The organism is Ignavibacteriales bacterium (genome assembly GCA_026390575.1).
Taxonomy (GTDB): domain Bacteria; phylum Bacteroidota; class Ignavibacteria; order UBA10030; family UBA10030; genus Fen-1298.
In genome coordinates, this window is sequence record JAPLFR010000006.1 from 206,401 (window position 1) to 223,934 (window position 17,534).

Genomic DNA, 17,534 nt, shown 5'->3' on the forward strand with positions numbered 1-17,534 from the left:
TCCTATCGAAGTTCATCGATAGTAATCCCATCCATATCATCGAACACCTGATTTTCACCACCCATTGCCCAAATGAAACTGTAATTACGTGTACCAACGCCTGTATGAATGGACCAGCTTGGATTCAATACTGCCTGCTCGTTGTGCATGATGAGATGCCGCGTTTCATTCGGCTGTCCCATAAGGTGAACCACAAGCGCATCAGGTGCTACATTGAAATACATATATACTTCCGAACGCCTTTGATGAGTATGCGACGGCATGGTGTTCCAGACGTTTCCTTCTTCTAATTCAGTCAATCCCATGACTAACTGACAGCTTTGCACGCTTCCAGGATGGATGAGCTTGTGGATCGTGCGTTTATTTGCATCACGCTGACTTCCGAGTTTAGATTGAGCTGCATCGGCAAAATGAATATATGTCGTAGCATATTCTTTATGTGCAGGATAGCTTACAAAGTAATACTTTGCAGGCTGGGCAGCATTGGTGCTTTTGAACTCAACACGCTTTGCTCCCCGACCGATATACAGCGCATCTTTCGAGTGAAGTGTAAATGCTTTGCCATCAACTTCAATAATTCCCTCATCTCCAATATTGACGACACCGACTTCACGCCTCTCTGCAAAAAAATCAGCAGCCATTTCCTTTTTGGCCGAGAGGAGCGTTAGAGTTTTTTTCACAGGTACGGCAGAACCTGTTATAGAACGATCAATATCCGAATAGATCATCGGCACTTCATCAGAAACAAACAGAGTTTCAATGAAATATGATTTTCGTAATTCGTCGGTTGTCATCTCTTTGAATCCTTTCGGATCCGTTGTGTATCGCACCTCCATAGTTACGCTCCTATCGACTTTATCTCAAATTAATTTCATCGTTCATTGTTCTACGGCTCCCCCGTTCACAGCTTTCATTACACTTGAACGAGATGGATTGCGAAACCGCCTATTTCAAGATCAAGGTATACAGTAGATAGTTTTCCGTCTTGCACATTTTTCGTTTCAGGTTTAATGTTTATTCCCTTCAGAGCTAGATGAGCAACTGCACGTTTAACGAAATGAGTGGCAATAGCAATGTGACCTTTCGCACCGAGATACTGCTGCTTGAGGACTTCAAATTGAGTTCCGACAAAGAATGAACCATTCGTTTCGTTTACTCCAAAACCGAAATATTTTTCTATTGTTGTGGCAATTTGCTTTGCTTCATTGATATTGGGCATATTTATTCCAATATGCCTGAGTTCAAATCCTAACATTGTGGCGATTGCTTTGCGTGTGAGTTTCATGATCTCATCAAAGCTGCCAGAATTAATGTATGCCGATGGTATCATCCAACTACCGCCGCAAGCAAGAACCTGCGGGAGTCGAAGATACGAGAGTAAAGTCGACTCTTCGATGCCGCCAGTGGGAATAAATTGCATTTCTTTGAATGGTGCTGCAATCGCCTTCAGATATTCCGTGCCACCGCTCGCTTCTGCCGGAAAGAATTTCACAACTTCAAGATTGTATTCAATCGCATACTGGATTTCTGTCGGCGTTGCAATACCAGGGATGATTGGAATTGAATTGGAGAGACAGAATTCTATAACTTTTGGATTAAAACCCGGTGATACAATAAAACGTGCTCCAGCGTCAATTGCCGTTCGTGCTTGATCTATTGTAAGAACAGTTCCGGCTCCTACGAGCATTTGTTGCGAGTCTTTCGCAATCTGCTCTATCACGCTTGCAGCTGCTTGTGTCCGGAATGTCACTTCAATTGCCGGCAATCCGCACTCGCTAAGCGTTCGAGCAAGTATGACCGCTTTTTTTTCATCATCCACGATCGCAACAGGAAGAATTCCCAGCGAACCAATTTGTTCTAGTAGTTTATCCATAGACCATTATCACTCTTTATACATTTACCTTGCCATCCAACCGCCGTCGACGACCAGCACGTGGCCATTCATATAATCAGAAGCTTGCGAAGCGAGGAAAACCACCGGACCCTTCAAATCATCCGGTATGCCCCATCGACCTGCTGGAATACGATCTAAAATTGCTTTTGAACGAACGGAATCTTCTCGAAGTGCTTTTGTATTATTTGTTGCCATATACCCCGGCGCAATAGCATTTACATTAATGCCATGCTGTGCCCATTCATTCGCAAGCGCTTTTGTGATTTGAGTAACAGCTCCTTTGCTTGCAGCATACGAAGGCACGAGGATTCCACCTTGAAAGGCCAGCAACGAAGCAACATTAATAATTTTCCCGGACTTTCGTTTCATCATGTCTCTGGCCACCGCTTGACAAAAGAAGAATACGGTCTTCGAGTTAATCGCCATTACATCGTCCCAATCCTTCTCAGAAAAATCTATTGCCGGTGTTCGTCGTATAATGCCTGCATTATTCACGAGCACATCAACTTTTCCAAACGTACGGATTGTCTCATTCACAATGGATTGAATCGGATCGACGGTCATAAGATCAGCGACAATGGTTATTGCTTTTCGGTTCATCACTTTGACTTCCTCGGCGGTTTCAGTACTGTCAACATAATCCACCAAAACTAAATCCGCACCCGCCTCAGCCAATCCAAGTGACATGCCTTTGCCAAGTCCGGTGCTTGCACCGGTAACAATAGCTGCCTTGCCTGAAAGATCATACCGATTCATTGTAATTCCCTCTGCTTTTTCGTTCGAATTTATTAGTACGAAAGAAGCATCCAGCACGCACTATGCTGCGACTGGATGCTTCACATTCTACTTTTATTCTATATAAATGTCCTTATTTAAGCAATAGCATTTTCTTTGTCTGCACAAGACCGGTTCCTTTGTCGAGTGGCTGTGCCGACATACGGAAGAAGTAGACTCCTCCGGCCATCGCCGTGCCACCATCCTGCTCACCTCCCCAGGTTACCTGATGATAACCTGCGGGAACAACACCATCGACCAATGTGGCAACTTGCTGACCAAGAATCGAATAGATTATGATCGTGACAATGCTTTGTTGCGGCAAGTCATAAAGAATGGTCGTCGAAGGATTAAAGGGATTGGGATAGTTATTGTGTAGTTGATATACTTTGGGGATACCTGATTGCAATCCAGCTACGCCTGTGCCTGGTTGACCTTCGCCACCGACAAGGATTGTGTCCTGCGTCAGAGCGTTATGATTGAATGCAATCTTCGCAGAAACGACACCAACTGTTGTCGGCATGAATGTAACATAAAATTTCTGTGTCCCTTCCACACTTACTGTTGCCGTTGTCGGATTAACCGTAAAGGCAGGATCCGAAGAGACGATGGATGTTACCGTCAGGTCGACCGTACCATGGTTCGTCACAGTCAAGCTGTCTTCTTTGGCCGTTCCGATATTAACTATGCCGAATGCGAGAGAGGTCGGCGTTGCACTGAAGTTTGCTTCTAATGCAACATCGCCGCTAACAGAAATCGTGTCCATCATTGAAGGAGCATTATGATAGAAAACGATCGATGCGGTCTTTGCACCTGGTGTTGTCGGATGATACGTCACCACAAATATTTGAGTACTTCCAACTGCAATTGTCGCGTTTTCTGGTGTTACTGCAAATTCTGCAGCAGAAGACTTTACTGAATCAATAACGAGAGGTGAACTTCCATCACTCGAAACAATAATTGTATCTGCCTTATTTGCATTCTTTGCCACCGTGCCAAAATCAAGTGTCTTCGGCAATCCAGAGAAAACCACAATTCCGGGTAAATATCCTGTCCACGACCACCGCGAAGCGCCAACAACTTTTCCATCACTAGCGGCAAAGGATAAATTTACCGAAGAAGAGAATGAACAATCGAGACTATCAAGATACCAATCTGTCCTTTTACGATCATAATCATACACCCACACTCCAGGTGCGGCCTTTATAAAATGAGTTGCAGGTGTACCGCTCGAACCGGTCTTCTTTTTCCCGGCGCCAGCTCCAACATTATCCACTGTGTTGCCGCCCACCCCATCTCCTTCTGGCGACCAATACCATCGTATCAATTTAGTCATCAGCTTTGGAACATTTATGGGTTGAATAGCTATTTTTGTAAATGCTTTTACCGCATCGCCACCATTCGCAATCAACTGTCTCTTCATATCTGATGTGAGAATCGGCTCTGGTTCCACAATTGGATATGGTGTATGGAGCGGGGTAACTGTATTACGTATTGCAACGCCTGAATCCGAAATACAATAATAATTATTTGAGATATTCCATGGTGTAATATGAGCAGTCGGATTGGGTTTTGCAACAACCCAGCTCATCTGCGATTTTCCATTTATTGGATCAAGATCGGGACTGTCATTTAATTCACCTTGGCGTATGTAATCGGTATCGGCTCCCATGGCAAAATTATCGACAAACAAATTATTTTTGATTTCAAACGGACCTTCACCAAGAGAATCTATATCACCAAAGGAAAGCATAGCATCATAGCTCATACCATTGATGACAGTATTATGATTAAACTTTATGCTATGTATCGGTTTTAGGGAAAGATAATGTCTAATAATACGATCTTGATAATTTACAATAGTATTATTTTCCATTATCACTGCATCAACCTCCGAATTCCTTAAATCTATCCCCTTGCCTGCTCCAAAATTGGATGTACCTAAAAATCCCAAATCTGCAAATATTGAATTCGTTACTTGAATAGTATTTGCTCTTCCTGCCGTTTGAATAATTTGACCGTTAATGGATTTCATAATACAACTATCAACATAGATACTGCCGCCGCCGCTTGCTGCGATGACTAATAAAGCACCTTGTATCCTATCAAGGCCTCCTACTAAATCTTCGTCATACCCGCACATGGCAATATTTTTCAACATCACCGTATCGTTCGCACCAGTGCACTGCACAAATTGACCTTGGGGGTTGCTCGTAGTTCCTGAGGGTTCAAATCTAATGATTGGTAACCAATCAATTGCCAAATTTCCTCTCGATGGGATGGCGTAATTTCCTGATTCCCCACGAATAGACAACTTATTTCCTCCGGGAAGTGTGAATGAGCTGTTACACGGGTATATTCCATTCTTCTCTAATACATAAACGCGTGTATGATTTTGCCAGGCCTCTGTTCCATGCGCACCCTGCCATCCTGTGCCCGCCGTATCCTGAATTATGAGTTGATTAAGAAAAAGACCTGTACCCAATAAATTGGGAATAAAACATGTGTCCTCCACTTGACTAAAGGTTTTCAAGGGAAGCAATAAAACCATCAGAAGCCAAAAAACGTACCGTCCTTTGTTCATGACGCACTCCTTACAGAATGTTAAGTAATTAGTTAGTTAGATTACATTTACTTATATCATTACAGTGACACGCGTACTCCAAAATCAACTGTTGTACCATATAATTCTGCTCTATTGGGCAAACTCCAATCCATGAAAGTATCTACCTGCGACCGTGTCTCTTTGCTGTTTGACAAATTATTTATATTTAGAAAAACAGAAAGGACAGGGGAGATGACTTGCTTAAATGCAAGATCCCATTTTGTAAAGCTTTCGACAATATTATCTTGTGATCCGTCACCCGAGTACTGTCTTGTATATTTATCTTGATAGAAAACCGACAACCTGGCAGAGAATCCAGATACATCATAACCAAGAGCTGCATTACCATAAACCTCCGGTTGGTTCTCTGATCGTCTTGTCACTAACAAATAGTTATGATCATCTAAGACAGTAAAGTACGCCGGGGTTCTTCTCGCAGCCGGATGCCATACCGAGTCTTGCACGACTTGATTAATAATAATATTTGTTTCAGAACGTGTTATCGAAATATTGTATGATAATGTGATACTTTTAAGCCAGGCAACGGGAATAAAACCGAAATTCATTTGATGTTCCAATTCGAAACCCCATGCATAGGAGCGATCAGGAGAATTGTAGGCTAAATTGGCAGTATAACTAGTGTTTGTATGCAATTGACGAAAGATAAGCGGATTATTATTCCACGACGACATATTAATATATGCCATCAATTCATCTAGTCGATGATAGCCAGTGTTGGGAGTATGTGCTATTCCGATCAATGCACTTGAATCAGCCCAACTTATATTCACATTTCTCATTTGATGATAGAGATCGTCCAATACTTTATAAAATCCAGAAATCGATATCAACCCAATCGTATTGCTATATATCTGTGCATTTGCTTCATAATTCCACGCCTTTGTATCCTTTAAGTTAGGATTGCCAACGACAAGGGCTGTCGTAGATGTGTTATAGGAAAATTGCGGCAACCGTAAATTATAATCCGGACGTGCTAATGCTCTATATGCGGCGAAACGAAGTCGGAGAAATTCTGTTGGCTTTAACGCTACTTGTACGCTCGGCAGCCATATAGTTTCAGAGTATTTTGCCGTTGTGTCTATGACCGGAGATGTGAGAAGTTGAACTGCGCCAGTACCGCCTACAGATGCATCCGAATATTTCCCATGATAATCATTTGATTCTGATTCAACTCGAACACCAAAAACGAGTGTGGCAAATTGTCCAACATCAAGTGTATTCATAAGAAACGCACTTAATATTTGTTCCTCAATACTATAATCGTTTAATAATACCATACCATTGGGCCCATAATCTTGAGCAGCCCCAGGATTAATACCATTTTTGTTAAGGTCCCACCACTGCTTCAAAGCATCTTGATTCATCAAAGGATTCATACTATACACACCTAAAAGGTTACGGGTTTGTATCGGTTGATCAAGAAATCGAAGCAATGACACCGCACTATTTTGTGTACCTTCAAAGCGCGTTCCATCAACACTGATCGGCCCGCTTACCGTACTCAAAACATATTTCTTATAGTTATTCCATGAAAGATTTCCATTCGTCATCGAACGTGTTTTACCTTTGTATTTACCTCCTATTTTAGTGTCATTGGAAAAAAAATCTCCAAATGAAAATTTCTTCGACACATTGAGTAAGAATGTCTTTTCAGCATCGTTGGTGTTGAGACTCAAGAATTGTGTGCTATCAAGTGTAGCAATTGCAAAATTATTATCTGCAAGAGGGATCGTAGCTGTCTCCGGAGGATTTTTGGTCGCATCGGTAAATCCTCCGCTTCCTCCCGGTTCTGTAAATGAGAGGCGACAATCAAAAGGTGTCTCGGTTTTCGATCGAGCGTAAGAAGCATTCCAATCAACTGTTAATCCAAGAAGATTATTTTTTCCTTGCACTGATGTATTGATCGTACTAATCGTTTGTTCTGTATACTCATAATTATATTGCCAGGCATTGTTTCCACCCGATGGGTACGTTCGATTATGCAGCATAAAATTTCTATTAGTCTCGTTGTACGCGCCCGTTAATTTGACCGAACCACTATCCGGTGTATTGACATCAAAAATTACTTGTCCGCCATTTCTTTTGCGGATTTCATCTGTAAAATCGACCACAAATGTAGTTCTATTCCAGTCGTTTGTTCCATTCGGATTGAGGGCTGTAGTTGTATCGCCGTTGAAACTGTACGTATATCCGTATGAGACGTCTTCCTTACTTCGTATTTTCTTTTCTGTATTACCTTGTATTTGAACACCAAGAAAATCGTCAAAATATCTTTCAGCATACCGAAGAGCGATATCATACTGATTCGCCGATTTCATGAGATTATTATAGTCTCCTTTGAGATCGAGACGAATTTCTCTCTCTGATGGGGCTTTCCTTGTTACCAAGTTGATAGTGCCCGCAATAGCATCCGCGTCTTGATCTGGAGTCAACGTTTTAAATAATTCAATACCCGATAACGATCCCTGCGACATCGTGCTAAGATCTACATCGCGAGAATTAGGATCGGTCGGAGGAATCTTCACTCCATCCAACGTAATGTTGCTGAATTTGGAGCTTAATCCACGCATCACCACATTCGTAGCTTCACCGCCACTGCGAATAATGGAAACGCCCGGCAAGCGCCCTATTGCTTCTGCAGCATTTGCGTCCGGCAATTCCTTAATCTTTTCTTCCGATACAACGTTCACGATGGTATTAGATGTAACTTGCTGGTTGATTGCAGCGAGTTGGCCGCGCATCTGAGCGGTAACAACAACTTCTTCACCTTGTATAACAGCTGGTTTCAATTGGATGTTTATTGTTATATCCTTCGTTTTGGAAAAGTCAACTTCTTTCTTTTGTGTTTCGTATCCTATGCACGAGACCTTCAACATAAAAGTACGTGCTGGTATTCCAACAATTCTAAATGCACCTTCAATATCAGTTGCCGTACCTAAGGATGTCCCCTGAATAGTAACATTAACACCAATCAGTGTCTCATTATTCGTTGCATCAGTAACAACACCTCGTACTGTACCAGGTTGCGGTTGTGGTTTTTCATCCTGGCGAAAAACAAGGAGGCCGCTTTCTGTAATTGAATACTGGACATCTATGCCCTGAAGGATTTGATCAAGTGCTTCTGGCAAGGTTGTTACATTAAGTGTCAGATTGATTTTTTTATCTGATTTAATTATGTCATAATCTAACACGGGTCTAAGTTGCACAATTTGAGCAACTTTTTTTATAGCGCTAATCAACGGTTCATTGACCAACTTGATTGTGATAGGACCTAATATGATGTGTGAGTTTAACTGAAGTGGCTTTTCCACCATTTTTGATGTACTTGCTTGAACTTGCTCTGGAGTTTCCTCTTGAGCATCTTGAGCATTCAGTTGTCTGCTGGAGAGCCCAACAATGAATAATGATATCAACAACAACGCATAGCGATAATTCATATCACATTCTCCTTAGGTAAACAGGTCCAATATTGAGTTTTATACGACAACAGAACAATGTTGTATCCTGTCATGTGCTAATAATATTAGAGCGCCTTAGAATCTCGATGACGATATAACGACACAACTTTTCCTCGCTGTTCATATTGAAAACGGAGAGAAAAAGAAAGCGATCGTATAATTTGAGATAGAGATTCATTGCCATACGTGGCAACGATATGCCGACTCAACAATTCTGGATCATGAACTTCAAATACAACATCGTACTTGCGGGAAAGCTGCTTAATGACTTCCGCCAAGGTTGCATTTTCAAATACCATTTGGTTTTTCAGCCACGCTAAATATTTATCCGTCCTAATTACCTCCGCTGTTGTCGGATGCCCGCCTTTAATGATCCGACTCATCTGATTGCGATTTAACAATACCACATCTTGTTGTTGGATTCCTGCAAATGCCACTTGTCCTTCGGAAACAACCACCTGTGTCTTGTTATCTTCTGAATATGATGTGACATTAAAAATAGTCCCTAATACACGTATATTTGCATTTGCAGTTTGTACGGTGAACGGAGAAGATTCATTGCGGGCGACTTCAAAAAAACCCTCTCCATCTAAGAAGACTTCACGTTTCTCCTTTGCGAACACAATAGGAAACCGAACCTTGGTCGCAGAATTTAAATGGATGCTTGTGCCGTCACTTAGTAAAAGCTTGGATCTCTCTCCCTTTTGCGTACTATATTCCTGGTATGTGGATTGATACGCCAATTCTCTTTTCTGCTGAAGCTGCTTGAAATAAACAGCTGTCCCAATTGCACCCCCCAGAATCAATATTGCAATTACAGCAAGTCTAAAGACATACTGAGATGATGATCTATTGATACCAAAACACCAGTGCATCACCGAAAGAATCAGCCATCGGGAAATGTTCGTGTCTGGTATTAATTTTATTTCATCAGGTGATTCAGCTTGAGAAAGTGCTATGCCCGCTTTGGATGCGAATTTATTCCAAAGTTCATCTTCATTCCATTGCGCTAAATCGAGTTGTGATTCATGAAGCAATTGTTCCAATGATCGCAAGAGCTGTTGATGAGTGATATCTTTCTTCAACCATTGTTCTATTTTTTGTTTTTCTTTATCGGTTGCCTCACTAACAATGTATCTGATTAAAAGGCGAAGGGCTTGTGGATTCTTACTCATAGGATTTCCATTCATATTATTGTAGAATTATCGATTCATTGATATTAAGACAACTGAGTTGGAAAAGTTCCCTATAGGGAAGGACTTATAATTTGAGATTTATTCGAAGCGGAGGTCAGATCGAAGAATTTTTATTGCCTTAACCATCTGTGCATCGACAGTTTTCATAGATATTTCCAGTATTTCTGCTATTTCTGTATATTTCATATTGAAATATCGACTTAAGATAAAAACAATTCTACAGCGTTCAGGTATTTTTTCCAATGCTTGCGTTATCAAAACATCCAATTCTTGATGTTCAGCAATTTCGTGCGGCGTAGCTGAGGGTAGTGAAAACAGCTTTGAATATGCGTCTGAACTGTTCCGATCTATCGTTTGATGTTTCAAGAAATTTAGCGAAAGATTTCGTACTGAAGTAAAAAGATATGTTTTAAGGAATCCTTCGATCCGAATAGTTTCCCTGCGTTCCCAGAGAAGAAGGAATAAATTCTGAACAATGTCTTCAGCTGCATCAAAGGATTTTACATAATATGCTGCAAATGAACAGAGTTCTTTTACATAGAGCCGATAAATTTTTTCGAACGCCGCTGTATCACCTCTACGCACTCTCTCGAGAAGCCGTTTTTCCTCTTCTGTTGTTAATCGACTTTGTTTTGTATGATAATCAGTGATTATATTTAAGAGGAAAATCAAGGGCGCTCACAAGTTAAATCGATGCAAAAATATTCATCGCGTGTAAGATAAATGATTTCTGTTCATTTAGCAATTTACCGGTAATTATTAGTGGCCTTGGGTCTATATTTCTGCATTATGTTTTAGGGTGCAGAAAAAAGGATTCACAAATTCTGTGGATTAATCATTATGCATTTTTTAATGTATCTTGCGTAAATACTCCGGCAATGGCTAATGTTTAATAAAAACAAGACAAGTCAGATTAAGAACAGAATCTATCGATATTTCAAAGGAATGTAATTTCCTTTTGAGAGCTGTATAATTCTGAAACGAATATGCTTTAATGATATCAGTATTCTTGACGTAGATAATTTTCCTGCAATAATATGGGATAGATACTCTTCCGATATTCCTATTGACAAGATGGACTGAACCACACCACACAAGAGCGCTATCGTATTATTTTTACCAGTTTCCGAGTGTATTCTTCAAGTCTCTCCCAACTGCCTCGACTCAAAGCCGATAATTGTGATGTCATGTTTGAATAGTAAATGCTCTCGATCATCTCAATTGAATCGTACCCGCGATCATATACAGCCATCTGATGTCCTCGATCAATTTCAGAATTCTTGTATTCTTTATCTAGACTCGTGAATTTAGGAAGCAATTGATCCGGTTTGAATCTCTTGGAACGCTTATACTTTCGTTCACAATCAAGCATCGACTTTGTGAATCAATACGTAACAACTACAGGAAATTACTTCGAATTACTGAAAGCGGCGGAATAATACTCATGGTAAATAGTGACGGTGTCTGATTCTTCTGGCTCATTTTGTGAAAACAGCCCTTCAGGAGAGCTGCAAAGCAGTAACAGAATAGTCGAGCCAAAAAGAAACGATATTTTATACATATCAACCCCTTTTTACAGCTCAACAATCTTGTATAATAGGCTATTTTCTTCATTCAATGGTGTGTATGCTTGGTTGGGGGCACAAGGGTTTTAGAATTTTCCTTTCCTAATTGCTAACACTTTTTGCAAGCCTGGAACACAAGTTCTAAACTCGTTATAAAAATACAAATTTTTCTTCCTAAGTAATTCTCAAGCCATAAATTTTTATAACGCAGACAAGTTGATTCGGAAATGAAGTATAGAATATTCCTAATAGACAAAAAGAATACATCGCGATATAGATTAATCTTACGAAATAACCTGCCCTCGCTACGAATCTCAATTGCCACCATCTAAAAAAAACTTTAACGCTCATCAAAGAGTTCGATTATCCTGATAGATTAAGATTTTTCGAAACGATCGAATGGAATGATTTGTTCTCTGGGGAAAGTATTAATGCGAATTATTTCTACTGGCTCTATGGATTAATATTAAGTGAATAACTTTATTAAAAATTACATGATAATACAGAACCTATTGGAGTAATGTGCGAGCTGTGTGATTATTCTTCTTGTGTTTGATTTACAATATCTACAATCATCTCCCAAAATATTTTGCAACTCTGTTGGCTGCATTTGCACGAATATTGTAATAATAAAACGGATAATCAAAGCTATGGAAAACTCCTCTAACGAAAATTGAATTTCCCGGAGACCACTTATTTACATCAACAGTAGTGCAAATCACAACACCTTTCGCTTTATCAACACGGGCATCAGCAAAGTTCATTACAGGTGTGGGTATTCCTGCAGCCACAGTACCATCACTATTTAATATTATTGACCCAAAATTTTTATCTGCAGTTGCCGGAGTTTCATCTCTTGTCCAGGTAATTGGATTGATAGCAATACCACCAGGCGTTAAGACAACATTGGTTCCCGGAACAACGTCTGGAGATTCAGTGTTATAAGATATTATCACTCCCGTATCGTCAGGACCCTGAGCAAATTTTAAGTGTGGATTATTAGCAAGGTACGCGTTAGTGACCGAATAACCGATAACGTAGGCAGCAATCATTCTGGCGTACACCTGCGGATTTTCTTTCATATATATTGACAAAAGATAATTCAATACATTTGCCCCTTGTGAATGGCCTGCTAAAATATACGGACGACCACTATTGTAGTGCTTGACATAATAGTCGAATGCCGCGATTGCATCTTTTGTTGGTATTCCTGCCACTACTTTTTCTCCGTCTTCCAAGGATAAGGACATGCGATATGCAATATCAACTTGTCTATAGTATGGAGCATAAATATTCGCTATCGTATCAAACGCGGTGGCTTGCCTTTTAAATGCTAAGTCCGATCCTTTTAACATAGAAGGATTGTTGATTTCACAAATATTTGAATCACCTGCACCCTTTTGCCAGGCAGTTGGATAAAGATAAAATACATCTACTGATTTGTTTACGGTAGCAGGTAAAGACAACCAATATTCAGATTTTGAATAATCAGTTGCATTTGGATCAGTTATTGAATTATCGGCTGCATCGACAGTATCCTTTGAACATGCCTGAAAATTCATACAAAAGATAAGGGCTATAAATACTAAAACTATATTTATTGCTGTAATTATTTTACCGGCATTCGGTATTTTATAAGCAACCATAAATAACTCTGTGATAATTTGTTGTTCAATAATTTTTCAGATGCTGTTATTTTTATATATGTGGAATAGGTGCTTGTGTATCGCTCTTCCTAGGCCTTTTTCCTCGTCCGCAATTCAGAATTTAATTGTTTGACAAATTCCGTATTATTCGAGAACGAACCGATTAATCGGATATCTATATCGTATGCGAAAAAAGAGATTCACATATCGATGCATTTGTGTTAAAATGTAAATACTATATTGTTTAACAGCAATCACCCGAAATGATGAAAAAATAATTAATCCTTTTCGCAGCCCGATATTTTTTATAGCACAAATAAGGTCATAATAAGAGATATTAAAACGTAGATTTAAGGGGTGAAAAATCACGTTGCGACTTTTATTTTGTAAGGGGAAATTAAGAGCGGGTAGCTGTGAATTTGAGAGAGGCTAATAATTCAATAGCATACATGATAAAAAAAAAAGATCCACCTCTTGACTTACGCCGATATAAATAAGCAGGATGATATTTCCTACAAAGAGCGGTCCGTTGTGTCTGAAGATAAAAAATATTCGTAAAGATTTATCCTGCACTAGAACAATAGATTGATGCCAACTGATTGTCCTGCGTCAACTTCACTATGGCCTGCAAAGCCCGCTTCAGTGCTGAGAGAGCGTGAATATCCTACCATAATATTCAGATGCTGAGATAAGGCAAAGTAAAGATTTAACGAAATAGTCGTTGTGTAGCGTTTCGTTTCGTCCAAATTCCTGAGATGAACGAATGTTTCCTCAAAACTCAGATCCTGGGAATAGGTGAAATGGTAGTACTGAGAAATGTACATTCCATAGTAAGGGCCTTCTTTCATTCCGAAGTACTCAACTGGAGCTGTATATGTTGGGAAAACTCTTCCACCGGCAACAAAGAGATTCAATTGATGCATTGGAGAAATCGTCCAACTTGTTCCAATCCCCAGAAATGGGAGGTACTGATCCTTCAACATGTGCAATTCGTACTTTTCCCACAACACTCCCGTCTCGGCTAAAAGATATGGAAGAAAATCATATCGAACATCCGCGCGAAACTGAAAATGTGTCATTTTCTGTTGGTCGCCGGTTGTACTATTGTCGAAATAACTGCCGGCTAGAGATCCTGTCATGAATCCTTTTCGCAAATCAATCTCGGTGCCGGTCTGAATCTGGTGCATTTCATAATTGCCGGTCATGTTATTGACGGATAAATTTCCTTCTGCGTGGAAGAGAAGCCGATTCAAACTATCGGGGGCTGCAAAGGGACTCTTGTTCCACCAATGATCAGGCGGTGGTGGAGTAGGTGACTGTGAAAGTAACATAGCAGACGTAGTAAAGAGCAGTGAACCAACAATGGCAAGTGTCCAGCACTTCTTCATGAAAAATCCTTCCCGGATAAATATAGCATACCCCAGCTTACACGTGGGGTATGCTATACGAATAATGAGCAATTGAAATTGTGCGATGCAGTCAGGCTGCTGAGCTTACACGCCTTTGGAATTTCCGATCTATCGAAATCACGACAATAATTACGAGCGGAACCAGCGGGCTAAGAAGCATAGAGAGAACGAAATTACCCCAAAAGCCAAAGAAGGTCTTTCGTCCCAAGATTCCAACCAAAACTGCTATACCAACCCAAAAATAGATAGGCATTTTTATGCTTTCGCAGGTTCAGCTCTCAGGGATTTGACTGCTGCCTTTCCCTGTTTATACATATCGGAAAAATACACTTTCATCTTCTCGACATCAAACGTCAAGAATGTACCACCGGACTCAAAGTGTTTGACAAAAACTTTTCCGATCGCCCATGTAATTGCGCCCGAGTATATAGGCATTGCGAGCGCACTAAGGAATCCTAAGAAGGGGATAGATTTGATGAAACTTGCACCATAGCGCTGCGCCAAGTACCCTGCAGAGAGGCTTCCTGTTAATGCGGCAATAATCGCTCTTGCAGCATTTTCTGAAAACTGTACTTTATAGACATCTGAAAGGTCGCTCAACATCTTCACTTGAAAACCGGCAACTGCTGCCATGTCCAAGGCTGGAACGGGAATCAATCCGGCACCCGCTGACCACAAAGTGTACTTGTTTACAACAGAATTTGCAAGCATGCTGTTGCTAATGCCAACCGCTGGCTGCTCTTTTGTTTCTTTTATAACTTCATTCGAAATATCTTTCATAGATACCTCCAGAGTTATTATTGGTAAAGTTGTCCGCTTAAAACTGCGGAATTGAATTTGTATCTCATAACCTCATCTGACCATCTGTTCAGAGGGTCGTCTGAAGACTGAAGACCCACTGACTTGTCGGGATGGGCGCATAAATCAAGAGCCAATTCTTCTTGATGTCTGCCGAAACCCTCAGTATAATTTGCCCTCCTTTTATGCTTATTTTAATATTAAAATATACTAAATATTATATGAAAAAGGATTTTTTAGAATATTTTTTTTACCCTTCAGGTACCACAAGCAGAATACCCCACTTATTTGCCGGGATAGGCCTATAATAAATCCACCAATCTCTTCTTGTGCCGAACTTGCCTACATTGATGAAGCCTGATTTCCCTTGCTGCAAATCTCTTCCTATATCTCTTAAAAGAGGCACGTTATTTTCATCAGCAAGGCTAAATAGGGATTCATTGTAGATCCATTCCGGATTGGGAGCGCTTAGAACTGTGCCGTTTGCTGATACCAAAATGCCGTAACCCTCATCAAATAACTTTATTGAGGAAACTAATTTCGCCAACCAGTCTATTGATATATCAACGGCTATTATTCCATGAATCGTCTCTTTTTTCCCGTCAAAGGAATAGAAAGGAACTGAATAAGTGGCCATTACAATGTTTCCTCCGCTTGAACCTGCATCAAAGTAAGGTTCAATCCAAACAGGTTGATTTAAAGTCCTTGGAATGAGATACCAGTCACTACTAAAATAGTAGTCTGATGAATCCGTTGGATCCGTATATACTAAATTGCCATTCTTCCTATATAAATACGGGGCATAAAAAGTTGAATCTTTTTCATACGAATTCGGTTCAAAGGCAATACACGTTCCAAATACTTCATCATTGTTTTCTACAACAGCATTGAGTAAAAATCTTATTTGTTCTTTTCGGATTTTTGAAAATTCTAGCACATACGCCAAATTCTGCGGTATTTGTTCGATTGAAAGAATAATATTCTGTATTCTTTCAACTTCTCCGTTTAGTCTTTCCTCTGCCAGTTCTCGAGTATGTTTCTTCCACCAGTATTCATTGGTAATGCGACTGGACTCAATAACCGCAAAGACAATTGCAACCGTAACCAATAGTATAATGATAGAATACAGTATCGGCTTAGATATTTTTAAAGTTATTTTTGACATATCAGCTGTTATCTTTTATAGAAATCATCGTAAAGCGGTTTAGTCGTTATAGATTTATTCTCATTAAGAAAATTCGTAAGGTTATCAAAATCTGATTTTAAAAGATTTCCCTCTTTTACATTTTTGTTTGATGAATGAATCATATCTTTCATATCATTTAACATCCAGCGAGAATGCGATATGTCGGCAGATACATTTGCACGTTCTTTATATTTCTGAATCACGTCAAGTGTTTCATCTGTATTAGCCAGAGCATACGTCCACCCTTCGATAGATGCATCAACGAATTTTCTGCATAACTCAGGATCTCTCTGAAAGGTGGTTTCCATGCAGTATATTCCATCCTCAGGATAATTCATTCCGTAATCATAGAAAGGAAATACATTAACTTCATCGGGATTTATTCCAGAATTTATCAGGCGTTTGTACTCATTATAATGCATCATGACAGTTACATCAACGGCGCCTGTGAGAAAGACATTAATTGCATTATTAAATGGCACGATTTCGGCATGGATATTATGCTTCTTTAAAAATCCGGACGTCAATTCTGTAGCGACAGTTCTCCATACTCCAATCTTTCTTCCATTAAAATCATTTAAGGTATTTATGCCCGATTTTTTCTTGGCAACAAACATAATACTGCTTCGCTGAAATATCTGGCCGATGTTTACCAATTTCATTCCTTGAGCACGTTCCATAACTCCGGTATACAGAAACAGTATTCCAAAATCAATTTCACCGCTTTTCAACGATGTGATCACATTATGTGTATATCCGCCGGCCATGATGGTTACATCAAGTCCGTATTTTTCATATATTTTTTTTTCCTTTGCCATATAATAACCCGCGAATTGCGCCTGAGGAACCCACGATGGAAGAAATGTTATTTTTTTTAACTCCTTATTCTGCGGGCAGCTTATAGCTAACGGGATGAGAACTAAGAAACCCAAGATGAAGAACATTCTTTTCATATTTCCGAATTTTGTCATCTTTAATAACC

At 39.9% G+C, this 17,534-nt stretch carries 12 protein-coding genes; all 12 read right to left on the bottom strand.

Annotation, left to right across the window (positions count from 1 at the left end):
- Window positions 1-2: 2 nt before the first annotated feature.
- The 12 genes from kduI to NTX44_04685 all read right to left on the bottom strand — a co-directional run bounded on the left by kduI (window position 3) and on the right by NTX44_04685 (window position 17,496).
- Window positions 3-836 (bottom strand): 5-dehydro-4-deoxy-D-glucuronate isomerase, encoded by an 834-nt coding sequence (gene kduI / locus NTX44_04630; GenBank protein ID MCX6120880.1) that lies wholly within the window; start codon window positions 834-836, stop codon window positions 3-5.
- Window positions 837-913: 77 nt separating this feature from the next.
- Complete coding sequence (gene eda / locus NTX44_04635; GenBank protein ID MCX6120881.1) at window positions 914-1,873, bottom strand: bifunctional 4-hydroxy-2-oxoglutarate aldolase/2-dehydro-3-deoxy-phosphogluconate aldolase; 960 nt, start codon at window positions 1,871-1,873, stop codon at window positions 914-916.
- A gap of 24 nt (window positions 1,874-1,897) precedes the next feature.
- Window positions 1,898-2,650 (bottom strand): 2-dehydro-3-deoxy-D-gluconate 5-dehydrogenase KduD, encoded by a 753-nt coding sequence (gene kduD / locus NTX44_04640; GenBank protein ID MCX6120882.1) that lies wholly within the window; start codon window positions 2,648-2,650, stop codon window positions 1,898-1,900.
- Window positions 2,651-2,762: 112 nt separating this feature from the next.
- Window positions 2,763-5,252: a choice-of-anchor D domain-containing protein gene (locus tag NTX44_04645; protein ID MCX6120883.1), complete on the bottom strand. Its 2,490-nt coding sequence runs from the start codon at window positions 5,250-5,252 to the stop codon at window positions 2,763-2,765.
- Window positions 5,253-5,311: 59 nt separating this feature from the next.
- A complete protein-coding gene (locus NTX44_04650) occupies window positions 5,312-8,731 on the bottom strand; it encodes a TonB-dependent receptor (GenBank protein ID MCX6120884.1) in 3,420 nt (1,139 codons plus the stop codon).
- An 86-nt stretch (window positions 8,732-8,817) separates the two neighbouring features.
- Window positions 8,818-9,927: a FecR domain-containing protein gene (locus NTX44_04655; GenBank protein ID MCX6120885.1), complete on the bottom strand. Its 1,110-nt coding sequence runs from the start codon at window positions 9,925-9,927 to the stop codon at window positions 8,818-8,820.
- 99 nt (window positions 9,928-10,026) lie between these two features.
- Entirely contained in the window at window positions 10,027-10,620 is a 594-nt protein-coding gene (locus tag NTX44_04660; GenBank protein MCX6120886.1) for an RNA polymerase sigma-70 factor, read from the bottom strand.
- A gap of 1,465 nt (window positions 10,621-12,085) precedes the next feature.
- On the bottom strand, window positions 12,086-13,159 hold the full coding sequence (locus NTX44_04665) for a DUF3089 domain-containing protein (protein ID MCX6120887.1): 1,074 nt from the start codon (window positions 13,157-13,159) through the stop codon (window positions 12,086-12,088).
- 572 nt (window positions 13,160-13,731) lie between these two features.
- Window positions 13,732-14,547: a hypothetical protein gene (locus NTX44_04670; GenBank protein ID MCX6120888.1), complete on the bottom strand. Its 816-nt coding sequence runs from the start codon at window positions 14,545-14,547 to the stop codon at window positions 13,732-13,734.
- Window positions 14,548-14,823: 276 nt separating this feature from the next.
- A complete protein-coding gene (locus NTX44_04675; protein ID MCX6120889.1) occupies window positions 14,824-15,348 on the bottom strand; it encodes a DUF697 domain-containing protein in 525 nt (174 codons plus the stop codon).
- Window positions 15,349-15,616: 268 nt separating this feature from the next.
- A complete protein-coding gene (locus NTX44_04680) occupies window positions 15,617-16,531 on the bottom strand; it encodes a cache domain-containing protein (GenBank protein ID MCX6120890.1) in 915 nt (304 codons plus the stop codon).
- Window positions 16,532-16,539: 8 nt separating this feature from the next.
- Entirely contained in the window at window positions 16,540-17,496 is a 957-nt protein-coding gene (locus NTX44_04685) for an ABC transporter substrate-binding protein (protein ID MCX6120891.1), read from the bottom strand.
- Window positions 17,497-17,534: the final 38 nt, after the last annotated feature.